18 protein-coding genes are annotated in these 25826 nt (G+C 59.1%); 10 read left to right on the forward strand and 8 right to left on the reverse strand.

The genetic code is table 11. From position 1 onward, the window contains the following. Positions 1–256 precede the first annotated feature (256 nt). The gene (locus AAE514_RS04750; RefSeq protein WP_347330368.1) at positions 257–3391 is read right to left on the reverse strand and encodes an efflux RND transporter permease subunit; all 3135 of its coding nucleotides are present in this window, start codon (positions 3389–3391) and stop codon (positions 257–259) included. A 3-nt stretch (positions 3392–3394) separates the two neighbouring features. Further along, a complete protein-coding gene (locus AAE514_RS04755) occupies positions 3395–4654 on the reverse strand; it encodes an efflux RND transporter periplasmic adaptor subunit (protein ID WP_347330369.1) in 1260 nt (419 codons plus the stop codon). A gap of 334 nt (positions 4655–4988) precedes the next feature. Between AAE514_RS04755 and AAE514_RS04760 the strand changes: the two genes are divergently transcribed. From AAE514_RS04760 to AAE514_RS04780, 5 genes are all read left to right on the forward strand, one after another. Further along, a complete protein-coding gene (locus AAE514_RS04760) occupies positions 4989–5630 on the forward strand; it encodes a hypothetical protein (protein WP_347330370.1) in 642 nt (213 codons plus the stop codon). Continuing rightward, positions 5627–5752, forward strand: a complete 126-nt coding sequence (locus AAE514_RS04765) for a hypothetical protein (RefSeq protein WP_347330371.1) — start codon at positions 5627–5629, stop codon at positions 5750–5752. Before AAE514_RS04760 ends, AAE514_RS04765 begins: the two co-directional genes overlap by 4 nt. A gap of 91 nt (positions 5753–5843) precedes the next feature. Further along, on the forward strand, positions 5844–6347 hold the full coding sequence (locus tag AAE514_RS04770) for a sigma-70 family RNA polymerase sigma factor (RefSeq protein WP_347330372.1): 504 nt from the start codon (positions 5844–5846) through the stop codon (positions 6345–6347). Positions 6348–6356: 9 nt separating this feature from the next. Continuing rightward, on the forward strand, positions 6357–7349 hold the full coding sequence (locus AAE514_RS04775) for a FecR family protein (protein WP_347330373.1): 993 nt from the start codon (positions 6357–6359) through the stop codon (positions 7347–7349). Next, entirely contained in the window at positions 7325–10225 is a 2901-nt protein-coding gene (locus tag AAE514_RS04780; protein WP_347330374.1) for a TonB-dependent receptor, read from the forward strand. The genes AAE514_RS04775 and AAE514_RS04780 overlap by 25 nt, the downstream gene beginning before the upstream one ends. A 48-nt stretch (positions 10226–10273) precedes the next feature. Here the strand turns inward: AAE514_RS04780 and AAE514_RS04785 are convergent, their stop codons facing one another. From AAE514_RS04785 to AAE514_RS04795, 3 genes are all read right to left on the reverse strand, one after another. Beyond that, positions 10274–11572 carry a jacalin-like lectin gene (locus tag AAE514_RS04785; protein ID WP_347330375.1) on the reverse strand — a complete coding sequence of 433 codons (1299 nt, stop codon included), beginning with the start codon at positions 11570–11572 and terminating at the stop codon, positions 10274–10276. Positions 11573–11744: 172 nt separating this feature from the next. After that, positions 11745–13199 carry an alkaline phosphatase PhoX gene (locus tag AAE514_RS04790; protein WP_347330376.1) on the reverse strand — a complete coding sequence of 485 codons (1455 nt, stop codon included), beginning with the start codon at positions 13197–13199 and terminating at the stop codon, positions 11745–11747. Between the two features lie 122 nt (positions 13200–13321). Beyond that, positions 13322–15934, reverse strand: coding sequence for a TonB-dependent receptor (locus AAE514_RS04795; RefSeq protein WP_347330377.1), 2613 nt, complete (start codon positions 15932–15934; stop codon positions 13322–13324). A 279-nt stretch (positions 15935–16213) separates the two neighbouring features. Between AAE514_RS04795 and AAE514_RS04800 the strand changes: the two genes are divergently transcribed. The 3 genes from AAE514_RS04800 (at position 16214) to AAE514_RS04810 (ending at position 17871) form a co-directional block, all read left to right on the forward strand. Further along, complete coding sequence (locus AAE514_RS04800; RefSeq protein WP_347330378.1) at positions 16214–16693, forward strand: DUF4112 domain-containing protein; 480 nt, start codon at positions 16214–16216, stop codon at positions 16691–16693. A gap of 78 nt (positions 16694–16771) precedes the next feature. After that, a complete protein-coding gene (locus AAE514_RS04805) occupies positions 16772–16930 on the forward strand; it encodes a YqaE/Pmp3 family membrane protein (RefSeq protein WP_347330379.1) in 159 nt (52 codons plus the stop codon). A gap of 95 nt (positions 16931–17025) precedes the next feature. Then, positions 17026–17871 carry a putative porin gene (locus AAE514_RS04810; RefSeq protein WP_347330380.1) on the forward strand — a complete coding sequence of 282 codons (846 nt, stop codon included), beginning with the start codon at positions 17026–17028 and terminating at the stop codon, positions 17869–17871. Positions 17872–17909: 38 nt separating this feature from the next. Here AAE514_RS04810 and AAE514_RS04815 read toward each other — a convergent pair whose 3' ends face one another. The 3 genes from AAE514_RS04815 to pbpG all read right to left on the reverse strand — a co-directional run bounded on the left by AAE514_RS04815 (position 17910) and on the right by pbpG (position 23516). Further along, positions 17910–20183, reverse strand: coding sequence for a TIM-barrel domain-containing protein (locus AAE514_RS04815; protein WP_347330381.1), 2274 nt, complete (start codon positions 20181–20183; stop codon positions 17910–17912). 89 nt (positions 20184–20272) lie between these two features. Then, positions 20273–22450: a hypothetical protein gene (locus AAE514_RS04820; RefSeq protein ID WP_347330382.1), complete on the reverse strand. Its 2178-nt coding sequence runs from the start codon at positions 22448–22450 to the stop codon at positions 20273–20275. Positions 22451–22526: 76 nt separating this feature from the next. Further along, complete coding sequence (pbpG, locus tag AAE514_RS04825) at positions 22527–23516, reverse strand: D-alanyl-D-alanine endopeptidase (protein WP_347330383.1); 990 nt, start codon at positions 23514–23516, stop codon at positions 22527–22529. A 103-nt stretch (positions 23517–23619) separates the two neighbouring features. Here pbpG and AAE514_RS04830 point away from each other — a divergent pair, with 103 nt between their 5' ends. Continuing rightward, the gene (locus tag AAE514_RS04830; protein ID WP_347330384.1) at positions 23620–24846 is read left to right on the forward strand and encodes a bifunctional alpha/beta hydrolase/OsmC family protein; all 1227 of its coding nucleotides are present in this window, start codon (positions 23620–23622) and stop codon (positions 24844–24846) included. A 259-nt stretch (positions 24847–25105) separates the two neighbouring features. After that, positions 25106–25798 (forward strand): PEP-CTERM sorting domain-containing protein, encoded by a 693-nt coding sequence (locus tag AAE514_RS04835; protein ID WP_347330385.1) that lies wholly within the window; start codon positions 25106–25108, stop codon positions 25796–25798. Positions 25799–25826: the final 28 nt, after the last annotated feature.

Raw genomic sequence — 25826 nt, forward strand, 5'->3', positions numbered from 1 at the left:
TATTCCGTCTTATTCCATAAAGTGGCTCTCAGCAGGGCTGATACCGCTATTGCCGATACCCTCGCAGCGTTTAGATAAGGAGATTATTGTAGGCTAGCAACTATTTTGCTGAGCATAGCGGTGCTGGGCGTGCGCATCAACAGACTCGCCAGGGAAACCACTGGCATGTGCTGCGTTGAGGCGGCGTGACAGACAGAATAGGGGGAGCGACTCCGGCGAAGGGTATAACCCCGCCGGAGCCCAAAGGGACGGGCTGTTACTCCGCGACGGGCGTTGCGTTTTCCGGCGACTGTCGGCCAAACAGACCGAGCACCCGCTGCCTAAGGCGGACACCGCCGTAATAGCTGCAGGGTACAAGGAACAGGGTGACCACGGAGGAGAACAAAACCCCGAATGACAGGGAGACCACCATCGGAATAAGGAACTGGGCTTGAAGGCTGCGCTCGAACAGGATCGGCAGCAGGCCCACGAAGGTGGTAATCGAGGTCAGTACAATCGGGCGGAAGCGGTCCACGCCCGCATCCAGCACCGCTCTCAACGTGTCCTCCCCCCTGGCTCTCAGGGTATTGATCCGCTCGAGAAGAACGAGGTTGTCATTCACCACCACCCCGGAGCAGGCCAGGAAGCCGAAGCCGGAGAACAGGCTGAAGTCCACCCCCACAATCAAATGCCCCAGCACCGCACCCACAAAGCCGAAAGGAACGGCCAGCATGACCAGTAGCGGCTGAGAGAAGGAACGGAAGGCGATGGCAAACAACGCCAGCACGAAGATAAACGCTTTTATAAAATTAGCCGAAAAATTATCCCCAAACTGAGCCTGGGTGCGCAAGCCACCGTCGGTGGACAAATTGAAGCCCACAAAGGATTGCTTCCAGTTCACGAGGTTCTGATCGAGCATGGTGTTGACGATGTCGTTGGCATCGTGCCCGTCTTCCACTTCCGCCGTAATGGTGATGTTCCGCTTGCGGTTCACCCGGCGAATGGTGCTCGCCCCCGGCACCAGCTCGACATCGGCCACCGCGGCGATGGGCAGCTCCCGACCATCGGGCGTGCGAATACGCACGTGATCGAGGGTATCCAGGGTTCGGCGATCTTCCTCCGGGTAGCGCAACATGACCCGTACATCCTCTTTCGCACGGGGAATGCGTTGTATTTCCTCTCCGTAAAAGCCCTGGCGTACCTGCCGCGCCACATCACCCTGGGTGATGCCCAGGCTCTCGGCGTGGGGCTTGAGTTCGACCTCCACCTCCATGCGCTCGGAATCCAGGTTGCTGCGCGCATTAAACACCCCGGGGTAGCGGGACAATGCCTCGACCACTTGGTCCACCGCCGCCTGCTGTGTCTCGCGGCGATTGTCCAACAGGTTAAGGTTCAGTGTGATATCCGGCCCGCCCCCGCTCATGGTGGCGTTGAGTGAATAACTCTGCGCCTCCGGCAGGGGGCCGACCAACTCGCGCAAACGGTCGGCGACCGCCGCCGAGGCCACGTGGCGGTCCTCATCCTTGGTGAGCCCGACGAAGATGGTGGCATTGTTGCCGTTCAGGCTCCGGTTTACCTCACGAATAAAGGATTGGCCACGGTTCTGCTCAAGCAGCTCGGGGTCCTGACTGAGCACTTCCACCTGGTCGCGAATATGTTGGGCCACCGCTTCGGTGCGAGAGAACGGTGTGCCTTGGGAGAAGCCGACGTTCACCATCACCATGGGCTGGGGAACTTGGGGGAAGAAGCTGAGGTTGATCCAACCTGCGGCCACTATGGTCACGGTCACGGCAAATACAAAGAAAAAGGCCAGAAAGGTACTGCCCTTGCGCCGCAGCATGGCCGCCAGCGCCGGTTGGTAACGGGCGGTGGCAAAGCGCTCCATGCCGTCCGAGAAACGGTGGCGAATGGCCGCCATTTTACGGCCCACCATAAAACGGCTGGGAGTCTCCGGCTTCATGTGCGACAGGTGAGAAGGCAAAACCAGCAGTGACTCCGCCAGCGAGAACACCAGGCACAGAAACACGACCCAAAAAATGGAACGGGTATAGATCAGCACATCCGAGGGCACATCCATCATCGGCATAAAAAAGATAATGGTGCTCATTACCGCCAGAAATACCGGTTTCAATACCGAGTGAGTACCGCCGATGGCCGCCACTCGGCCGAGCTCGCCCCGCTGCTGGTGGCGGTAGATGCTCTCGCCCACAATAATCGCATCATCGACCACAATCCCCAGTACCATCAGGAACGCAAACATCGATAGCATGTTGATTGAGACATCCAGGTAAGGCAGCAGCCAGATTGCGCCGGCGAAGGTAGTGGCGATACCGGCGACCACCCAGAGTGCCAACAGGGGGCGCAGAAACAGCATCAGAATGATAAAGACCAAAATCAAGCCGCTCAGAGCATTGTCCTTGAGCAGGTTAAAGCGGCTGTCAAAAATGCTCTTGGATTCGAAATTGATTTTCAGCTCAAGCCCTTCGGGCAGCTGCTCCCGAAACTGTTCAACATAGCGGCGGGCGTTTTCCGTCCCTTCGAACAGCAGTGGGTCATCGCTCATTTTCACTTCCATGTTCAGGCCGGGCTTCCCGTTCATGGTGAAGTCGATATTTTGTTCGGCAAAGCCGTCCTTAATAACGGCCACGTCACTCAATAGCAGCCGCCCGCCGTCTCGGTAGCTGCGTATGACTATCTGCGCGAAATCGTCGTGATCAAACGCCTGGGCGCGGGTCTGAACCTGAAGGTCACCGTCTTTGGTACGAATGGTGCCGGCCGGCACGTTCAGTGAGGACTGGCGAATAGCCTCCGCCACCTCATTGAAGCTCAGATTGTAGCGGCGCAGCGATTCCTCAGAGATTTCGATGCTGACTTCGTCGTTTTTCAACCCGGTAATCACGACTTCCGACACGCCCGGCAAGAGAGACATTTCATCCCGGATTTGGTATCCGAGGTCTTTCAGTTGCCGCCGGTCCGCGTCCCCATAGAGCGCGATGTACATGAGAAATTCACGCTGGACCAGTTGGTTGATAATGGGCCGCTCGGCCGAGGGGGGAAAGGTATTGATGGCATCCACACGGCCCTTGATGTCATTGAGCAATTCGCGCACATCAAAGCCTTCGGCCACTTCCACATTGACCGTGCCATAGCCTTCCTGGGATTCAGAGGTAATTTGAAAAATACCCGGAAGATCGGCGATGGCCTCTTCAATTCGCACCACCACCTGTTGTTCCACTTCGCTCGGGGCCGCGCCGGGGTAGGCCATGGAGACAAATATCCGGTTGCCTTCGTAGGCCGGGAACGTCTCTTTTTTTACCATGCTCCAACTGCTGTAGCCACCGATCAACATGGCAATCATCAGCAGGTTGGCGGCAATGGGGTTATTCACAAACCATTGAGTAAGCGCTCGCATGGTTTACTCCTTCCGCTCGCCAGCGGACTGACTCGTCGTGGCGGCGCTCGCCGCCGCGATAGCGCCGCTGTTCTCTTCAGAAGGGGCCGAGGGCTCGGAGATTACCGGGTCCACGAGGGTGCCGGCAGGAGTAAGAGATTGCTTCTCCAGGGTGACCCGGGTCAGCTCCGGCGAGCTGGACTGAACCCAAACGCTGCTATCGGTTTTGTGTAACACCGTCACCCGCTGCTCGCTCACCCGGTTGTCACTGTCGAGCACCAATAATTTGTCACGCTCAAACAACGCCGCCCGAGGGAGCTTTACCACTTCTTTCAGCTCCTTGCCTTGAATCTCCGCTTCGACAAACAGGCCGGGCAGTAGCGGGGCCCGGGGCTTACCCTCGGGCGAGGTAGGGGCAAAGGGCTCGTTCACTTCCACCACGGCGTAGTACAGCCGTGAGTCGGCATCGACAAAGGCGTCGGTGCGTACCAGTTGGCCCTGCCATTGCTGTGCCTTTCCCGCGACGCTGCCGCGCACGGTCACCGCTATGGGGGCTTGGTCTTGAGTGCGGCTCTGGGAGGTCAGGGGTAAATCAATCAGTGCCGCTTGCTGTTCAGTCAATGGCAGCCGGACTTCCATGACCTGCGAGTCGTAGACGGTGCCCAAGCGGGTGCCCGCGGCCACATATTCCCCCAAATCCACGTCCATCTGGCGTACACGACCGCTGAAGGGCACGGTGATGCGGGTTCGCGCCACGTTCAGTCGGGCAACCTCCAGCGCCCCGCGAGCCGAGGCGAGACTGGCTTCGGCGGCGGCCACTTGAGGCTTGCGCATAAACAGGTTGTTGGCATTTTCATCGCCCAGGTCCCGCCATTCCCGTTGGGCCTGAAGAGCCCGGCCCCGCTCCTCGGCCAAGCGCTGCTCAGCGTCCGCCACGCGGGATTGGGCTTCCAACAGCGCCGCCTGATAGTTACGGTCATCAATTTCCAGCAGGGTCTGATCGCCCTCGAAGAAGCCCCCTTCCACAAAAGCAGAGTCCACGCGGGTAACCCGGCCGGAGACTTCGGCCACCAAGTCGATCTCGCGCTTGGGCATAACAGAGCCCTGGGCCTGCACCGACAGCCGCAGGGTTTCGGGGTGGGCCTCGGTGACGGCCACACTGACGTTGGCGGCTTCCTCGGCGGGCGGACGCGGGGTCGGTTCGGGCTTGGCCGCGACCAGGAGCACGATGACCGCGACCCCCACTGCCGTGATACCCAGCGGTAGAACGATTTTTTTCAGCATGTTCAATTCCCTCGTGAATGCGTAAGCACTAGCAGGTCGTTAAATTGGATTCAGGAAGAAGTCGGGGGAGGCTGTCTTCGCGGTGCTGAACAACGTGAGGCCGCGATATGACTGTATGGCTACCCGGAGAAGCCTTCCTTATGCACTATTGAGTGAGTGGAACTCGACGAAGCCCGCGGGCTTATTGTCGGGGCGCCATTATGGCACAGGCACACCGATCGCGGTAGATGTACGCCAGAGCCTTTTAAGCCTACCGCATTTGTCACCCGAGGCACTTTACCGGTTCTCGCATGTCTGAGGCGTCAACCAATAGAACCTAGGACGGAGTGAGACCATGCCCCCACTAAACCCACCCCTTCTCATGCTTGCCATGCTCGCGATGGCACTGCCAGGGCTCGCCCTGGCCGACAGCCCGCAAGCGCTGATGGCCGCGTTGGACCGCCTGGATAACGAGACGCCCATCAGGGCTCGGCTGGAGTCCGAGCTGTGGCGAGCCGAGGGCAAGGGGGAGGACCGGGAAGAAACCACGCGGACCCTCACTCTAAGCCTCACCGACAACCGCGAGGGGTTCTCACTGCAATATGGCCCTAAACTCCTCCGTCGGCTAGATGAGGAGGCAGAGCAACAAGTAACCAACCCCGACGCCAAAACCCCGCTGAATGACCTGGCCTGGCGACTGAATGTGAACCAGCTGCGCCCTCTGCTCTCTCCCGCCCAGGAACTTCGGCGTGCCATCAAACGCGCCGAGTTTCGCGAAGCCGTTTCCGATGAGTATGACGAACAGACCGTAACCCGGCTTATCTTTGATAGGGACAAGTCCGTGGTGCACGAACGCATGCGCCGCTACATTAAGGAATTCGACTCCACACTGGAAATCTGGGTGACCCCGGAGGGCACACCCTTGGCCAGCCGTGTCAAACTCGACGCCAAGGGCAGTATTTTGTTTGTGATTCGCGGAGAACACCAGAAAATGTGATCAGCCACTATGATGTAAAGAGTGGCCGCCTGATCACCCGCCAGCGCACCGAGTGGCAAAAAACAGACGTGCCCCGCGAGCACCATGAAAGCCGTCTGGAGCAACGGTTGAGCATCCCCTAAGCGGCCTCCCTCGGTTCGTTTCTTAATACTGTCACAGTGCCCTGCTAGGGTTACCCGGCTCAAAACCATCCCACAGTCAGGGTGACCCGAGATGTCCAAGCCCGATGTTGGCTCGCAGGAAGCGCTGTGCCGAGCGCTGATCGAAGGCAGCAGCCAAATTAAACGTTACCTGAACCGACACAGTTCCGATGCGTCGGACGTGGCGGACTATTATCAGGAGGCGGTCGTTCGGGTACTGGAAAAGGCACGGGAACAGCCCATTCGAAATCCGGTGGCCTATGCCATGACCATAGCCAAAAACCTCATGTCAGCACCATCAAGAACCACCGCTCTCTCTGATGAAATGAACCCGGAATGCCCCGCGCCCACCCCGGAACAACAGGCCGAGAGCGATGAGCGATTCCGACACTTTCAGGAGGTTCTGCGACGCATGCCACCCCTTCGTCGTCGAGTGTTTATTCGCCGTCGCCTGCACGGGGAGAGCCGCGAAGCCATCGCCCGCTCTCTCGGCTTAAGCGAAGAAGCGGTGAAAAAACACATCACCCGGGCGATGAGTGATTTACAACAAGCTATCGATCGCCACAACACGGTTTAGCCGCGCCCCATGAGTTCCGAACCGACCAATACACCCAGTTCGAAGGCCTACGAAGAAGCTGCTGCGTGGCTCGAGCGCCTGTCGGACGGCGAACTGGACAAAGTCAACGCCCACCGGTTCAACCGTTGGCTCAACACCGATGACAACCAGGCTCTGTTCGACCGGATGCTCCACAGCTGGTCCGACCCGGTTCTGACGCGGGCCGCCCAGCAGAGTCAGACGAATGCCACGCTGCCCGAGCGCTACCGGGTTGCCTCCCGCGCCTGGCACCGCTTCTGGTGGGCCACTGCCGCCCTTACAAGCTTACTGTTGGCGGTTTGGCTTTTTCCCGGCTTTTACGACCCCGCAAGGCCCTTCTCTGCCACCGTACAGTCCGTTGCGACGGAAGTGGGCACGCCCAAAGACCTCACCCTGGCCGACGGCTCCACCCTACAAATGGCCGCGCTCAGCGCGCTGGAAATACGCCTTGAGGAGACACGCCGCACCGTGGCACTCAAGCGCGGTGCGGCCTACTTCGCCGTGGCGCCGGACAAACAACGGCCCTTCTCCGTCCACATGGGCCCGGCATCCGTCACCGCCGTGGGCACGGAGTTCAATATCGACCGGACCACCAGCGGCATTGATGTCACCGTGTACGAGGGCGCGATTGAGGTGCGGGCACGACCCGAAGCCAGACCCAGCCTGTTGCGCGCCGGCGAGCAAGTGCGAATTACCGAAAACGGGCTTTCCGACGTGCGCGCCGTGGCGCTCGCCCAGTTGGTGGACTGGCGCTCCGGATGGGTCGAGGTAAAGGACGAAACCCTGACGTTTCTGCTGGAAAAATTGTCCCGTCACAGCTCGACACCGATCCGCCTCGCCTCTCCCGAGTTGGGTGACCTGCGAGTGGCCGGGCGGTTTCGTCTGCAGGATACGGACACCGCGTTGACCATGCTGAGCCAACTCTACCCACTGCGGGTCGATCGCCAGGCAGGACGCATTTGGATCGAACCCGCATCGGACTGAGCCGGGAGGCCGAGGTGATGCTCGCCCTCCGTGCAACCCGCCGTCTCATCTTGTTGGGGCTAGGATGGTTGGGAGTGCTATGCGCGATCGCTCCGTCCCTGGCTCAAGCGGAACGCTTTGACCTTCCGGCCCAACCTCTTGCCGAAGCCCTATCCGCCTTTTCCCGCGCAACGAATCGACCGGTGATTTTCAAGCCCGACGTCGTGCGGGGCATTTCCGCCCCGGCGCTGCGGGGCCAGCTCTCGCCGCAGGAGGCCCTGACCCGGCTCCTCGCCGACACCTCTCTCACCGCCCAGACCACCGGAAAAGGCTGGTTGATACTCCCCAAACCGCAGCCGCCCACCGACACGCCCGCAGCGGGCCCGAGATTGAATGAGGTTTTAGTGGTGGAGCGTTATTCCGACGCTCTGGACCGGGCCTTGCGACAACAACGGGCGGCTAACCGGCATCAGGACATCATACTGGCCGAACGAATCGGCGAATTCCCCGCGCTCAATGTGGCGGAGGCGATCAAACGCAGCCCCGGTGTCTCCGTCGTTCGCGACCGGGGGGAGGCGCTGTTCATCAGCATTCGGGGCCTGCCCACGCAGTTCAACGCCCTCACACTGAACGGAGCGCCGGTCGCGACCAACGAGAACACCCGCACCTCCGAGCAATACGGTCGGCGCTTTCACCACGATACCTTGCCGGCGGAACTGATCGCGGGTCTGGAAGTGAGAAAGTCGCCCCAGGCCAGCGACCCCGAAGGGGCAATCGGGGGCAGTGTGAACCTGGAAACATTTCGTCCTCTGGCGTTGGACGCCCCCGTAATGAATTTCACCACGGCCGTGAGTCATTCCGAGCTGGCGAACCGGCAAGACCCTCGGGCCTCCGTTATCGGTTCATGGCGCAACGCCGGGCAAACCTTCGGCGCCCTGTTGGGCCTCACTTACAGTGAGCGTCATTTACGCCAAGACCGAGCGCTGAACTTTCGTTGGTACTCACTGAATCCGAAGGCGATTGACCCGGAGACTCCCACTTCCGACGTCATCTCCCCCGGCAGTGTTAGGCCCACGCTCGAGCTGGAACATCGCCGACGACTCGGAGTCAACGCCGCTCTGCAGTGGCGTCTGGGAGAGCACACCGAACTGGACGTCAACTCTCTCGCGTTGGGCCAACGGATCGGCTATCAGGAATACAGCTACAGCGCCGACTACGATCCAACTCAGTTGGAGCCGGCGAGTGTTGAATGGCGGGGAAATGCCCTTATTGCCGGGCGGACGAAAACCGGTTCTTCCCAGATTGGCACCGAGTCCACGGAACTGACCGATCGTTTCCAGGCGCACAGCCTGGCGTTGCGGCACACCGCCGGCCGCTGGGAGTGGCAAACCCGTCTCACTCATTCCAGCACCCAAAGCTTTAACAGCGAACCGATACGACGAACCCGCCTGCGCCGGGACGAGAACGTTCCTTTCGCGTTTCGGTATTTCAAAACCAAGACGGAACGGCTGCCGTCCATTGAAGACCTGGAAAGTACGCTGGATACACCCACCCGATTGCCGGGGCGTCGACTGGAATGGCGTAAGATCGACTCGGAGGACTCCTACTCCGGTATCGGCCTCAGTGTCATTCGTCGGTTTGAAAACACGACGATTGAACAGTGGGAAACCGGGCTGCAATGGCGCGAGCACCGCCGGGATTACCAGCGTCGGGACGCGCTCATCACAACGGGCATAGAGGACGAGTATTTTCCAGCCAGCCACTTTCACTTATTGCCCGTGGACGACTTTCTTTCACACCAGGGAGGAAGCCTTCCCCGTCAATGGTGGGCGCCGGATGAGTCAGCTTTCTGGGCGGAAGTGAACACTCAATCTCTGGCAGAGCAACCCCCTTCGGCTGAGGACAAGCAGAACTCCTACCGGATTAGGGAAACGGTGGACGCCTTCTATTCGCAAATCCAGTGGGAGCAAACGCCGTGGCGAGGTGACATCGGTGCGCGCTACGTCCTCACCGGGCAGCACGCTTTCGGTTATCGCGGCCGCGCGGGATTCGAACCGCCCGAGCCGGTCTCCGTTCATCGACGCTACGGTCACTGGCTGCCCGCTCTCAATGTGGTGTACCAACCCTCAACGGGTCATCAGTGGCGGTTTGCTCTGGCGCGCACCATGAATCGGCCCGACCTGCAGGATCTTGCCCCGAGACTGACCCCCAGCTCTGGCGACGAAAAGACCGCCGTCGGCGGGAACCCCGCTCTGGAACCTACCAGAGCCTGGCAGACAGAAGTGGCGTGGGAGTGGTACTTCGCCCCGCAAAGCTTGCTCAGCCTCGGGGCATTCTGGACGGATCTGGAGGACTTTATTCAAAACGATATTGTGGATATCGAACTTGACGGAACGCCCTATGAGCTAACCACAAAAAGCAACGGAGCCAAGGCAAACGTACAAGGTCTGGAGTTCGATTTTCAGCATATGCTGAGCTTGCCCTCCCCGCTCTCGGGAAGACTGGGCCTGCAGGCCAACGTGACGCTCACCAATTCCCGGGCGCAATACCGCATCGCCAGCCAACGGGTCACTGACGACCTGGCCGATGTCTCCGGCCAAACCATCAACCTGGGACTGGTGTATGAGCTTCGCCGGTTCGGCGCCCGCGTCCACTACAACTGGCGCGACCGGGTCCTGAAAAACGTGGGCAGCGCTACTTTGGCCTCCCAGGACAGCAATGCCTTCGGCACGCTTGATGCGCAAATAGCCTACCACCTGTCAGACAGCGTGAGCCTAACCCTTGAGGGAATCAACCTGACCGATGTGGCGGAGTGGGAATCCATAGCCGGTGAAGAGTTTGCCGGCTACACCTACTACGGACGAACGTTTCTGGTGGGTATGAAAGCCAACTTCTAGCACTGGCGCCCGGACTGAAGAGCGGCCCCAAGAGACCGCCCTTTACCGCTACTGCTCGCGACTCACAAATCCGACCCGATCGAGTTCATCGCCCGAACGTCCATAAGCCCCGACAAAGCCATGGCCAGCAGGTGCCGTCAGCGTCTGGCAACTTCCCTGGTAGCTTCCAGCCGCCAGGCTCTGACCCATATTGGTCGAGAAGGACAGATAAAACACGCGGGTATGACCGTTGCGCTTCGCTTGGCAGGCCGTCACCTGAGTCAGGTACTCGCCCGCAGACAACGTCATGGTCTGGGCCGACCCACCCGAACCGCCATGGCTCAGTGTCATACCGTTACCGTAACCAAACGCCAGCTGGTCGACACGGCTTCCGGCCCGGACAGTGACCTGTTGCACGGAGGGATAACCGCTATTATCAAGCGCACCCACGTCGTTAAAGAAGTGACCATGAGGGCCGCCCACAGTTTGCGTGAGAGTCAGGCCATTATCAAAGCTCACATCAAAATGCGCCGCCACTGGATCGTGATCTGAGAGCGGCTCGCCATTCTCGTCCACGAACTCTCCGGGCACTTCGGCCTGATTCAGGGAGAGCTGAACGGCGGGTGAACTTCGAAACAGAATTTTATCAACCCGCTCACAGTTGCCACTGTTCGGATTCGAGCAATCGGTGAGCGCGGGAGCACCGCTCACCGGGTAGTTGCCGCCGCGCGCCGTAGCAACCCATACATCGGTGAAACCCGCATCAATGAATTCGTGCAGCTTGTCGGGCGTGCGAGTGTAGCGAGAGTTGGTGTCCCCCGCCACGATCACAGCATGCCCCGCGGAGACCGTCTCAATCGCACTCAACAACTGCATCAGATTGCTCGCTCTTGCCGCGTTGGATTGGGCATCGACTGCGGCATCAGCGTGAAGGTTATAGACATCAACAACCGCGCCATTATTCAGTGTCATCCGCGAGAACGAATAACCCTTGGGAGTCAAACAATCGGTGCCAGCGTCAAACACACCGTGGCAGTCGTCCCACTGCACGCGCGAAAAATCTGTCACACCGGTGAAGGCGAACCGGTTCATCCCGTCGCCCATGGCAATGTCGCCCGAGTGCGGCGACTGGTAAGAGTGATTCAGCTGGCTGACCAGGTCACTGTGGTAGCTGAAATCCTCCTGAACCAGAACAATATCATAGCCGTTCAACAATGGGCTGATCTTGACTGTATTGGTCGCAGGGCTAGCGGAGCTGAAGGCATCCGGAAGGCCCGCCACATTATAGGTAAGCACCCCGAGTGATTCACCGGCGCCGACGTGAGCACTGAACGCCAGTGCCATAACAATCCCCAAAAAACGTTTCACAGAAAGTCTCCTATGCGTATTGGAAGGTGAGTAGACAGTGTCTGAAAACCTCAACAGACTCTCATATGAGCGTTAAAACCGCTTTTCAGGGACAGAAAAACTCGTGAATTTTGCGTGGCAATTTTGTGACTGGGTATTTCATCAGAACTGAGGCCATCCCTGGCGCTCTCGATCAAGCACTCGGCCTGATTCGGTGCCAGGGGCCGGTGATCGCCAAGGTGAACCCGGGGCGCTGAATATTCACAAACAGCGTACTGCCATCCGGTGAAAAGCAGGCACCGCAGAACTCGCCCTTTTCGGGGTGCGCGTTCATGGCCAGGGTGTACACCCGTCCCTGCGGAGTCATGCCCCGAATGTAATTGACCATGTCCGGCTGACCGGAGTAACTGTCCTCACAGATGATCAGGTCACCCCAGGGGGCTATAGCCAGATTGTCGCAAGACTCCATGAGCGAGCGGTCCCGGCTTTCGTACATTAGCGTCAACTCACCCGGACTCTCCTGCTCCCGCTCCGTGCCTTCATGCTCGCTAGGCCGGTAGCGCCAGATCTGCCCAATGTGTTTGGGCCCCCCGCCGGTGGCGGCGAAGAAAATTTCCCGCTGCCCGTCAGGGCGCTGTGCAAAGGCGACGCCCTCGCAACGGCAAAAGCGCGCGGCGCCTTTCTCTGCCCCTCGGGCACTCAAGTCGCCATCGGGCGAGGTCACATTCTCAAGATCCATCCAACGGCACCGGAAGCTCTGGCCAATGGACACCGGCCGGGCATTCTGATCATCAACATCTTCCTGCCAATTCCGGGTCAGTGCCGACGGCCACTCCTCAATCACCAACGCCTGCAACGTACCTCCGGCCACCAGACGTTGATGTTCGTTGGGAAGGAATCGGTAAAACAGGGCGTGATCGTAGTCCTCGGTCATGTAGATCACGCCGGATTCGCTATCTACGGCCGCCGCCTCGTGAACAAAACGCCCCATGTCGGTTAAAGGAACCGGATCGACCAGACCGGTCGCGGTGGACGACACTTCAAACACATAGCCGTGCTCACGGCCGAAGCCTTGCGCTTGAGTCACCAGTGTTTCCTCACAACTTAGCCAGGACCCCCACGGAGTGGCACCGCCAGCGCAGTTGCGAGCCGTACCCGCAAGGCTCAAGTGGGAGCGCTCAATCGTTCCCTTCTGGTGGTCGTACAGCAGGGTCGTAGTGCCCCCGTTGACAGGCAGCCTCTCTTGATAAAGGTCGTACGCCTTTCCCCCAACATGTTTTTTCGCCCGTTTGAGATCACCGTCGAAGGCGTCCATTTCCGGCCCCAGAGAATCCAACTCGTGATTACGCACCAGAAAACTTTTATGTTTCCGACCGGGCACGGGGAAGGCCGCCATCCCATCCGGCGCGCTTGGGGTGATCAGCCCGTCGCTCATTCGATCGCCCGTGCGAGACAGAATACGATAGCTGAAGTCAGTTGGCAGGTTGAGAAGCCCCGCTGGATCTCTGACCAGCTGACCAAAAGGGTCCGCTCCGTATTCGGGATCGACGGCATAGACCTGGGATCGAACCCAGGGGCTGGCCAACCCACCGAATGCCACCGCGGCCGCGCTGGCATTGCGTAGAAAGTGACGTCTTGATACTTTCATCGTTTACCTCAAAAAAAGGGCCGCGCTCTTTCGAATGCGGCCAAAGAGGGGGGCAACTCAAATAGAGGCCCCAGGAGAGTCTGCTTTTGTCATGCAAGGGCGATCAGAAAAAAGCCCGACCGTCAGAAGGTCGCTCTGACACCCAGAGAGAAGGTACGACCGTAATTGGTGTAGCTTCTGAACTCATCGCCATCGACAAATTCCTGCTGAACTTCGCCGGTAATATTGATACCTTCCAGATAGACCTCAACCGCATCGTTAAACGCATAGGAACTGCTGAAGTCCAGTGAGCCGAACTCGTCTTTGTTTTCGGTAGAAAGCGAGTTGGTTCCGATTTGGTTCAGCACCCCATCACGCCAGCTATAGCTGAAACGAAGCGCAAAGGGATCTTTTTCATAGAAGGTCGTCAGGTTGTAGCTGTTCTTGGCGACATCCTCCAGGTCCCCTTCGATGGTTTCTTCACCATCCACGTAAGTGGCATTGGAGTCGGTGTAAGTATAATTAGCCTGAACCCCGAGGCCATCCAGCGGTTCGGGCAAACTTTCGAACACCTGCTGATAGGCCAACTCCAGGCCGGAGACATCGGCGTTGGAGCCGTTCACCTTAGACGTCAAACGGTAGACTTCTCCATTGAACTCCAGGTCAGACATCTGCGTCTGGATGAAGGTGGAAATGTCCTTGTAGAAAAGCCCGGCGGTCAGCGCCGTCACCTCGTTCGGGTACCACTCCAGTGTGGCGTCGTATTGCCAAGCCTCGAACGGCTCCAGGTTCGGATTGCCGCCCGTGGCGGTCAGAATATCGCCGGAGTTGAAGGTCAGGCGCGGCGCCATATCCTGAAGGTCCGGCCGGGTAATGACTTTGGCCGCCGAGAAGCGCGTGGTGAGCGTATCGGTCATGTCCAGCACCAGGTTGGCCGAGGGAAGGACGTTGGTGTAGTCACTGGTGAAACTGACCGGCCGGGCTTCGCCGTCGACCGAGGCATAACCACTGGAAGTCTGCTCTGTTTGCGAAACGCGCACCCCGACATTCCCGTGCAGTATCATGCCACCGGTTTCGGCATCCAGGTTCAGCATGGCATAGGCCGAATTGATGCTCTCGTCGATCTGGTAGGAGTTGCGAAGGTCCCCACCGGTCAGCGGCTCGTCCAACTCGGCCGTACTGGGGAAGTTTTCCCAGAAGCGACTCTCGTCGGGTATCAACCACTCCTGAGGGAAACGGCCGGAGGCATCCCCCAGAAAGTCATCAGCGGGAAATTCAGTAAAGTAGCTTTCGTCAAAAGTGACTCCTTCGATGCCTTCGTACAGACGGATGTCCCGACGGAAGTAATCACGCGAACGCTCGCGCAATTTGATTCCCGTGACGAACTCGGTGAAGCCGGCCCAATCAACATCCCGCCGCGCATCAAACTGAACAAACTGCTCTTCGTCTTCCGCCCGTATGGTGCGCCACTCCAGTCGGCGTCCCGGCCATTCCGAGGGGTCATTCAGGTCGGTATTGCTGTACTCAATGCTTGGAGCAGACTCTCCATCCACTTTCGGGAAGAGGAATTCAAACGCGATGCCTTCGGTACGGCGGAAACGGGTGCGGCGAATCGGATCGGCGTCTTCGCTATCGGCGGTGGAGCGAAAAAGGTCGGCGGAGAGTGTCCAATTGTCGAGCAGCCATTCGCCATTGAGGCCGACGGCCAGGTTTTCATCGTGAATACCCGAGCTTTCCCGGCCGATCTGAACGGAACCGTTCTCCGTGGCCCCTCCGACCAGGGCGCCGTCGCGAATCACCGCGGAGCCAGAAATCAACTCGTCGTAATTGTAATCGGCGCTGTAGGTAAACTCGTCGTAGTTCACTTCCTGATCAACGTAAAGAATGTCCAGGTTGATATCGACGTTATCCGCTGGACGCCATTGAACCGCAGTGCCCAACCCCAGACGTTCACGATCTTCAAACTCCAGTGTCGGACGAATACCACCGGGGGTAATGACAGAACCGGTGTCCGCGGTTCCATCACCGTCGGTGTCGATCCCTTCCGGAATTTCGGTCCAACCGAAGTTCAGTGACCGGTCCTGACGAACGCTTCGCTCCGCGTAGGCGCCGGAAACCAGAACACCAAAGGTTTCACCGTCATTGGTCCAGCTGGCCAGACCGGAAAGCCTGGGATCGGTCTGATCGGCCAGCTCAGAGTGGCTGGCCTGAGCCGACGCAGCCACTTTGTCTTCCCCGATATCCAGGGGGCGGAAGGTTTTCACATTGACCGTACCACCGATGGCGCCTTCGTCCATATCCGCCGTCGGACTTTTGATGACTTCCACGCTGGACACCAGCTCCGCCGGCAAGGTGTCAAAGCGGAACTGTCGGCCAAACTGCCCGGAGGTGCGCACGTTTTCGTTCACGGCCATGGTCCGACCGTTGAGCGTTGTAACCTGGAAGTTGGAACCCAGACCACGAACCCGGACATACACCCCTTCACCGCGATCGCGGACAATGGACACACCGGTCACGCGCTGGAGCGCCTCGGCGATATTCTGGGCGGGAAAGTTGCCAATATCTTCCGCAACAATCGCATCGACAATACTGTCGGCGTTGCGCTTGGTGTCGATGGCGGACTGCAGGCTTTGTGAGAAGCTACCGCGAACGACAATCTCTTCCAGAAAATCGCTGACGTCGTTCTCTTGAGCCGATGCGCCGGCGCTTGCCACACAAAGGGCCAGCAGACTTTTTTTCAGGTATGGATGTTTCATGTGTTCCCCAATGTCGTTTCTCATGGATAGGTGCTGCTAAAAACCGGGCCCGGGTTTTGGCAGTTCTGGCTACCTAGAGGCACGGAGGAGGAAAAAGGGGACACAATAAAAAATTTTTTTACTTTTTTCGTTTATCGGAGCCGGCTGTCACGATGTGGTCACAAGATCCTGCTTCCATACCCGGTCGGGCTTCATGGCCCCCACCGTCTTAACGCTTGATTCCCGCTCCAAGCACCCCCATAGTGGCATAACTTCACTACTCGACGTTAGGGGGTTCATTTGGCGGACGAATCTACACACCATCATTCAAGCCCAAAACTCGAACGGCTGGCCTGGTACCTGGACAGCGCCTTTCGCATTCCCGGCACGCAAGTAAGGCTGGGCGTTGACCCGTTAATCGGTTTGGTTCCGGTGGTCGGGGACGCCGTCAGTGCTCTGCTTTCTTGCTACATCCTTAATGAAGCCTCTCGCCTGGGCGTACCCCGGTCCCTGTTGGTGAGAATGGGGTTTAACATTCTGGTGGATGCAACCCTTGGCGCCATCCCCCTTGTCGGGGACATTTTTGATGTGACTTGGCGGGCTAACCGTAGGAACTTAATGCTGCTGCAATCGTTCCAAGACCAACCACAACAAACCCGACGCCGCAGTCGTTTGTTCAGTGTCGCACTGGGGGCAGCGCTATTAGCGGCGTTGGTTGGCTTCATCGCTCTGATGGTTTGGCTGATTGGCTTGTTGTGGCAGGCGATCACCGCTATCTAACAGGCCGTTTTCAACGCCGAGGCGGTAACCGCAGGTCACCTTTCACAACCCGTAAATTTATCAAACCAGGAGGTTTTTATGGACATTCTTCGAGTATTGATTGCGATTCTTCTGCCACCTCTGGGGGTTTTCTTGCAAGTGGGTATTAAGGGGCACTTCTGGTTGAACATTTTGCTCACCCTGCTAGGCTATATCCCCGGTATTGTGCATGCCGTATGGATTATCGCCCGACGTTAGCGCACCCACCCAACACGACCAGAAGTAGCTGGTTTCCCTAGGACCGGCCGGCGGAATGCCGGCCACATCGGTAATCGATAGAACGGAGCCCCACCATGTTCGAGCGCACCTTTACACTTAAACCCACCTTTACACTTAAACCCACCTTTATCATCGCCGCCCTCATTTTTTCGGCCTCGGCCGCTCACGCCTCCGAGTACCGGTTCGAGCTCCAGGGGGAGTACGGCACCAACGACAATGAAGACGATGAAGTAAACGTGGAAGACAAATCCCTGCGGGGCACCTATTACTTCAACCCGGTCAATACCGAAGACCATGTGCTGGGCGAGGCCGCCTTTCTGGAGCGGGCCAGCAATATCCGCCTTGGGGGCTACCGCTCCACCATGGAGGTGCCGGAAAGAACTATCTTCTTCGAAGAAGAGCCCTACGTCTTAAGCGCTTACGAGAGCAGCGTCGACACCTATACCGCCTCGGCGGAGTGGTACCTGCCGGGCGACCTGTTCTACGCCCGGGTAGGGGCCACTAGGTTCGAGTCTGGTTCTTTTAATTCGGATGAAGCATGGAATGCTTCCCTCGGCATTACCCCCGCCGAAGGCCTGTTGATTTCCAGCGACTTTTACGAAGACCAAGACTTCGACGAGGACTGGAACCTCAACGTCAAGTACGTCACCGACGGGCTTGGCCCGACGCTGGCACTGACAAGCCGCTACAATTACCGCAGCTATAGTAACAACACTGCCATGCTGGGCGTGGATTTCTACCTGACCCGCACCCTGAGTATCGGGGTTCAGCGCTCGGAAGTGTTGGAAGGAGGAGACACCCCCGATAACTGGCAATTTCGGGCCAGGAAGTTTTTCGGCGAGCGGTGGAGTGTCTCGGGCTACTACAACGAACTGGAAGAGGAGGCCAACTTCGGCGTCGCCACCAGCCTGCGGTTTTAAGCGCCCTTCTCACGGACTGTAAAAAAAGCGGGTCGCAGTTAAAGCTCGACCCGCAGTTCGACCGCTTGGTTCTCGGGCAAGAGTAGCAACAGCATCTTTTGCTCCGCGTCGTAAAGTGGCTCTGTCCGTGCGCCATTGAGCCACACTTGCCGTGGCGCCCGTTCAAGCCGGAGCCGCACCTTGGTCGGGACCACCATTTTGGGCGTTTGAAACTCCACTTCCTCACCGGAGCGGATCAGCGTCATTCGCTTCTCCCGATCACCTTCGAAGGCGTCCACATAGGTGAACGCGGTTTTCTGCCCTGGCTTTCCCGGCAGGGCGTGAATCGTTAAACGCCCCTCTTCCAAAGGACCGCGCCAGCGACGGTCGCTACCCCGATAGATATCCCCCGTAACATAGAGCGAGTTGCCCCGCACAAAGACCGGGATGCGCTCGAACTCAGCGGTCACACTGAGGGTTTGCTCTCCTTTGAACGCCCGGTTCAGGTCATAAAAGTCGTACCAGTGGCCTTCCGGCAGGTACACCTGGCGCTGGTCCTCGGGGGTTAGCATGGGCGCCACGAGGAAGGCACCGCCAAAAAGGTATTGGTCCCAAAGGTCGTAGGTGTTTTCATCCCGGGGGTAGACGTAGGCCATGGGCTTCATCAGCACCCCATTGGAGGCGGAGGTATTGGCCAGGGAATAACTGTAGGGAATCATGGCCATGCGCTGTTCGGCGACGGCACGGAAGACCGCCTGCAACCGCTCGGAATAGCGCCAGGGCACGCGGTCTTCCCCCTGCCCGCCAATACCATCGAGTTTGACTTCGAACATGCCGTTCCAGGCGCCCCACTGCAACCAACGAGCGTAGAGCTTTTCGTCGATGCGGCCGTCACCCAGGTAGCCCCCGGTATCCGAACCCCAGACCGGAAAGCCCATAAAGCCGACGCGCATGGCGTTGGCCAGGTTCCCCGCCATGCCCTGCCAGTTGGGGCGGACGTCGCCGCCCCAAACGGCACTTAAAAATGGCTGGGTTCGGTGGTACGCCGCGCGGGCAAAGTTGAACTGGTTGTCGCCGTGGGCGCCGCGCAGAAACTGGTCGATCACTTTCGAGTAAAGGTACACATAGGTGTTGCGCGTTTCCGATTCCGGCACCGGGTCGTGCCAGAGGGCGGTCATCGGGAAGTTTTCATCGGCGCGGTCCATTTTGTGCCCGCGAATGCCCGCGTCGTACTGCAGGGTTTGGAGGCGGCGCTCGAACTCCACCAGGGCTTGGGGGTCGGTCAAATCGATATAGGTCCGGTGGTTGGGCAGCAGGCCGGGAAAGTCGGTATCCCCAAAGGTCATGGGCCCCACCCAGCTCATCACCTCCATGCCGAAATCGCGGTTTATTTGCCCTATCCATTCTTCCGGGTTGGCGAACGCGTCGGAGAAGTTCATCTTGGACCATTCGTGGCCACCGTCACTGTAGGGTCGGTCCACAAAAGTGGCGGTTAGGGGGATGCGCAGTTCGCTGAAGTGTTCCAGGTCGGACAGAATTTCCTCTTTTCCGGTGTTGTAATCCCGCCACACCACCGGCCCCAGCGCCCAGAGGGGTACGGATTTCGGCGCACCGATCACCTCATAATAACGCTGGTGGATGTGCTGCCCGTCGGGGCCGTGAATCAGATACCAGTCGAGCTCGTCGGTCTGGTGATAGATATGGGTTATTCCCTCTTGGGCGAACCGGTACTCGCCCTTGGCGAAGGTATCGAAAAAGCTGCCGTAACCGGCGCTGCTGAGGTAGAACGCCGAGAAGGCCGAGGCGTAGTTTTCCGCGTAATCGCGCTCGCCCTGATGGTAGACATCCACCTCCACCGTTTCTCCCCGCAAGTCCGGGCTTTTGCGGTTGTCGGGGTAGAGCTTTTCAAGCAAACCGAAATAGTGTTCGTCTCGGTCCACCAGGTTAATACCGATGTGGTGAAAGCCGGGGTGAGAGGCCTCAAAGCGAAAGCGGCCGTTGTCTTGGGTCACCCTCACACGAAGCTGCTCCGGGAAGTCCTCGATGTAGCCGTCTTCCCCTTCCAGTGTGATTCTCAGGTAAGCCTGTCCATCGGCAGCGCCGGGCTGGGGGACCAGTTCGGTAATGGTCCCGTGCACGAAGTTGAATTCGAACGAATCAATGGTGGCGAAGCGCTCGCCCCGGTACGCAATGTCCAACCCCTGCTCTCCCAGCGACAGGCGATAATCGCCGCTCCGCCAATGGTCTTGTTCAACGCCCGGCCCTTGAGTGGTGCAGGCGCCCAGTACCAGTAGCACCGCCAGCCAGAGTCCGTATTTTCCCAAAAATTTCATTGTGTCCGCCTCCAGCGACGAGAGTGAATAAGCTACCCAAAAGCATTGGCAAGACCCGGTCGGCCATCCAAGGCGTTTCCTGCGGCCCGCTAGGGAAGCGGGTGCAATTGCTCGTGGCGTACGATCCAGTCTTTCGGAAAGCCCGGCGCCGGCCGCTCGGGAGCGCCCTCCCAGCCGGCGGCCATCATTGCCAGCGCGGTGAGCAGCCCGCCGTTACCGGGCAAGTACAACGTCAGGCGCTCGTCCTGGTAGTTGTGGCCATTGTTCAGATAGCGGTTTTTTTGCACATCCATCAGCAGGGCATCCACCGCCTGCTCCGGCCGACCGAGCCGGGCAGCGCTCATGGCGACCATGGGATAGTCCCACCCCCAAGTGTGGCCCCAGTTCCAGGAGGCCAGGACGGCGTCCAGGGTGTTGCCCATGGCGTTTTTATCGATGCCCGCCCCCGGTAACATGCCGTAAGCGCCGAGCATGGTGGGGTGGTCCCGGCGATGTTTGGCATCCTCAAAGGTGCCCAAGGCATTTTCCGAATTCTGGTAGAGGCCATCACTGAGCGGGTAGTCCGAAAGCTTGCTCAGCACCTCATCCCATTTCCCCTGCCGTTCCAGCCCGAGCCGCTCGCGCCACTGCTGGGCCACGGTCAGGCCATAGCGCCAGTACGCCAGCTCGAAGGTCGGATTGAACGCTTCCTCGGGCGGGTAGATTTCCTGCCCGGGGATTAAAGGCGGCCCCAGCCGGTAACGCTGTTTTTCCGGCTCCCAAATGGGGTAGTCCGCCATAAAGGCGGCGGTTTCGAAAACGATGTCTCGATACTGCTGCAGCAACGCCGGGTCCTGATCATGGTGCTGATACAGCAGTTCAGCGTAGTAGATGGGATGGGGCTGCTGCCAGATCAGAAACACCCCGATGCTTGAGGGGCTCTCCCGCCCCTCGGGCCCCACCATTTTGGGCCAGCGCGCGCCCTCGTAGCCCTGGCGCCGGGCTTTCTTTTTGGCGGCCGCCAGGGCGGTCTGGTACCAGGGCAGGCTTTTCTCAAACAGATCCGGGCGGTCCCAAAGCACATAGTGCACGCCGTGCCACCAGTGCATTTCCAGGTGAAACTTGCCGAACCAGCTGTTACCGGTCAGCCCGGTTTCCGCCGGCGGCAATGAGCCCGACGTCTGAATCGCCGTAAGGTAGCGCGAGAGCACCGCTCGGCGTTCCAGCTCTCGGGCTCTGGGGTCGTCGGTTTCCGACAAATCCAGTGCGCCCCCGCTTTGCCAGAACGCCGGCCAGTGCCGGGCACTGGCGGCCAGGGTCTGCTTCACATTTGCGCTTTCGGCCCTCGGCGGCGCTTCACTGAATTGCACCGTCACCGCCAGTTCGCGCTGAGACGTCGCGAGAAGAAACTCGTGTCGCTCAGGCTGAGTGACCGTTACCTCGCCCTCCCAGCTCACTCGCACGAAATACTCCGCCTCATCCAGCCGGCGACGCAGCAACAGATAGCGAGGCCCCTGTTCGAAGACCAACGTCGAATGGCGCTCGGGCTGAGACCAGTCCGCGTTCGGCGTGCCCCAGTTCTGGGACCCGTAGGGAAAGTTCAGGCTCACTTGCACCTGTCCGCTGGCCAGGAGCGGCGACTGAATTCGAGCAGCCACCTGATCCACCGAGGGGTGCACGGCGGTCTGGACCGAAACCGCTGTCTGCTCCAGCTCAAACCGGCTCTCCAGCACGCCCTGCCAGAGGTCAAGCTTCTGGTCGATGGCAGTGAGTTGATCCGGAGTCACTGATTCCCCCTCGCGGGTAGTCATGGCCAGGCCGATTTGCCCCAGATGCAACCGGTGGGGGTTGGCCCGCAGCCATTGGCCGGCCGGGGACTCCATATCGGCCGCATAGGAAACCGACCGACCGTCGGTGTCGTAGTGCTGGAAAGTGTCCGACAACTCATACCCCTCGGTATTGGCCTCGGAGTGCCACCCCCAATGGGACTGGGTGGCCAGGGGAATCCCCACCTGATAGTCGGCGGGAAAGGTTTGCAGGCCGGTGACGTCGGCCGTAAAGGCAAATTCACCATTCCCCAGGGTAAAAGGCGACAGCGGGTCCAGCTCCCGAACGGTAGGATGGTGACGTGCAACCAGGGCGTGGCGGTTAATCGGTTGGTCGAGCGAAGATTGAGAAGGCTGATGTTGGCAGGCCAACAAGCCGAAGGTCAAGGCCAATAGTAGGGTGACCCCGGTCATACGCCCGTGAATGGAGATTCGCCGACAAGAGGGGGTGAGCTGGCTCATGGGGACTCCCGGAGTGTTTTTATAAGTCTTATTGACTATAAGAACATATTTCCCACCCCGGGGGAAGCCACCCCTACTACTGCGCGCTGGCCTGAACCGTCTCCGGTTTCGCCTCCGCGATGCGCTCCTGCATGCGCTCTTGTAATGCGCGTACGGTGTCTTTTTCGTAGCGGACCGCCGCACTGGCCACCGAGCCGCCCTGGCCGGTCGTCAGCCAGCGCCGAATTCGACCGGCATCGCCCAAGGGGGTGCGGGTCCCAAAGGAGTTCAGCAATACAATGGCGGTCGCCTGGCCATCAATGTCCGCCACCATCACCAGGCAGCGCCCCGCTTCATTCAGGTAGCCGGTTTTGGTCAGAGAGACCTCCCAGCGGGAACTGTGCACCAGTGGGTTGGTGTTGCCAAAGTAGAGCGAGTAATCCGGGTTGCGAAAGTGCACCGTGTGGCGGCCACCCTGGCTAAGCTCGCGCAAAGTGGTGTTGGCGTGGGCGGCCTGCACGAGTTTTAGCAAATCCGATGCCGTGGACACATTGCTCTCGGACAGCCCGGAGGAGTCCACAAAGTGGGTTTGGGTCATACCCAGCGATTCGGCCTTCTCATTCATGGCGCGAATAAAGGCATCATAGCCCTCCGGGTGATGGCGGGCCAACAGGTAAGCGGCGTAGTTCTCGGAGGACATAACCGCCACCTGCAAAAGATCCTTGCGCTGGGCCTGCGAGCCGGTCCGAATCCGGGAAAAGGCATTATTGGCCGGAGGGAAATGACGCTCTTCCACCGTGAGCCACTCCTCCGGGTCGGCCTCCGATTCCAGGGCCACCAGAGCAGTCATCAGCTTGGTTACCGAAGCAATGGGCATGGCCCAATCCGCCCGTTTAGAGAACACCGGCGCCGGCGCATCCAGCGGAGCCACAGCCGCCCCAATGGAGGCCAGCTGCAAGTGGGAGGGGTCGGGCTCATCTTGAGCCAGGCCGGGAGCGGGCAAGGCCGCCATGGCAAGACTCACGAGGCAGAGGCTCAAAAGACGGCGGCCGAAGGCCTGACGGAGGGAGGTAAAGCGTTTGGTCATTATTGCGTTCTCATACTCACACTATATTTCGCCGACAGGTTACCATGATCGGCAAACCAAACCGAATGCCGTTCATCATTTACCCAACAAAGCAGGATCAACCATGTCACGCCGGAAAGTCGAATTCACCAACCGCGCCGGACACACCCTGGCCGGCGCCCTAGAGCTGCCCGAAAGCGGTGCCCCCAAGGCTTTCGGCCTGTTTGCCCATTGCTTTACCTGTGGCAAGGATGTGATTGCCGCGACCCGAATCGCCCGCTCTCTCGCGGACCAGGGTATCGCCGTGCTTCGCTTTGACTTTACCGGCCTGGGAGGCAGCGACGGAGATTTTGCCAACACCACTTTCACGAGCAACGTCTCCGATCTGGAGTCGGCAGCGGAATTTCTGGGGCGCGAATACCAGGCGCCCAAGCTGCTGATTGGCCACAGCCTCGGGGGCGCCGCCGCCCTGGTGGCAGCCAAGCGCATCGACACTATCGAAGCGCTGGTGACGATTGCGGCGCCGGCCACCCCTCAGCACGTGGAGCACTTGTTCGCCGACCAGGCCTGCGATATCCGCCGGGATGGCCAAGCCGAAGTGAACATCGGCGGGCGCCCCTTCGAGCTGGGCGCGGATTTGCTGGAGGATTTAAAGCTCTGGCCCGTGGAAAAAACCGTGGGGGATTTGCGCAAACCGATTCTGATTTTTCACTCCCCCGCCGACCAGACCGTCAATGTAAGCGAGGCGGCCAAAATCTACCAAGCGGCCAAACACCCCAAAAGCTATATCTCCCTGGATGATGCCGACCACCTTTTAAGCCGCCGGGAGGACGCCGAGTACGTGGCCCTGACACTGACCGCCTGGGCCAGCCGTTATTTAAAGCTCAACGCCCCCCAGGCAGAAAGCCAAGACCGCCCAGCGGTGGAGCCTGGTGAAGTCCTGATCACCGAAAAGGACACCCAATTTCTGCGCGGGCTCTATACCGCCGACCACCAATGGCAGGCCGACGAACCCGCGAATAAAGGGGGGACCAACCTGGGGCCCACGCCCTATGACCTGCTACTGATGTCGCTGGGGGCCTGCACGTCCATGACCCTACGTATGTATGCGAATCACAAAAAACTGGCCATTGAGGACATTCAGGTGCACCTCAAGCACCGTCGCGTGCACGCCGAGGACTGCACGGACTGCGAGTCCAAAGAGGGCATGATTGACGAAATCGAACGTCGGATTCATTGCGAAGGGGAGCTAACCGACGATCAACGTCAGCGCTTATTGGAAATCGCCGATAAGTGTCCCGTGCACAAGACCCTGAGCTACCCCATCAAAATCCGGACCCGGCAGGCGTAGCCTCCCTGTGACGGGCTTCACAGGACGAAGGCACGGGGCGCATGTCGACAAAACTGACATAATTAACTGAAATGACGGCGAACTCCTTCCAGAGGCGCGTTAAGCCGCTGATACTTAATGGTTTTAGTTTTGTGGAACAGTTTGTGCAGAACGCCACGGCGTGAAGAAAATGGTGGATGCACAGGGTGCACCGAGCCCAGGGAGCGGGTGACGCCTTAAACCGATCCCAAACTGCCCAAAAAACTGCACGGGAGTTGCTATGAAAACCATCCAAGTATTGCGTTTGGCCATGACAGCCGGTCTATTGACCCTGGCTGCGGCGGCCACTCAAGCCGCCTCCATCAAACTGACTTACCAGAACAACCTCTCGAGCGAAGGCGCCCCAACCGGAACGATCTACGAGGGCTGGAGCGGCTCGCACGTCTACGCTGGCGAATTTGATTTCTCCTCATCCGAGAACAGTACCGGCATTGCCCAGTGGGATGAGGGCTTGAGTGCCTTCTGCGTGCAAATCGACACCACGCTAAAGAGCCCCAGAACCTACGATGTAAGCCAAGGGCTGGGAGCGTTTAGCACCACGGAAGCCACCTATATCGATCGGTTGTTCTCTAACTACTACGACGAGGCACAAACGAGTGTGCAATCAAGCGCGGCCTTCCAGCTGGCTCTGTGGGAGGTCGTTGAAGAGTACTCTGGTAACGCGCTCAATCTGTACCACCACCACTTTGAAACAAGCGGTTTTGGCGGGGCAAGAACCACCGCCCAGAACTGGCTTAACAGCCTGACGGACACCAGTTTGCAGACCGGCCTGTACGATTTTCATTACTTACAGAACAGCGACTCTCAAAACCTGCTGACCGTCACCAAGGCCAGCGTACCGGAGCCGACCTCGCTGTTCTTATTCGTGACGGGCCTTTTCGCCCTATTCCGCGTTCGGCGCCGGGTTCGTTAAAAGCGGCCCCCAACGAAAAAGCCGGCCC

The organism is Marinimicrobium locisalis (assembly GCF_039822625.1).
Lineage (GTDB): Bacteria > Pseudomonadota > Gammaproteobacteria > Pseudomonadales > Cellvibrionaceae > Marinimicrobium > Marinimicrobium locisalis.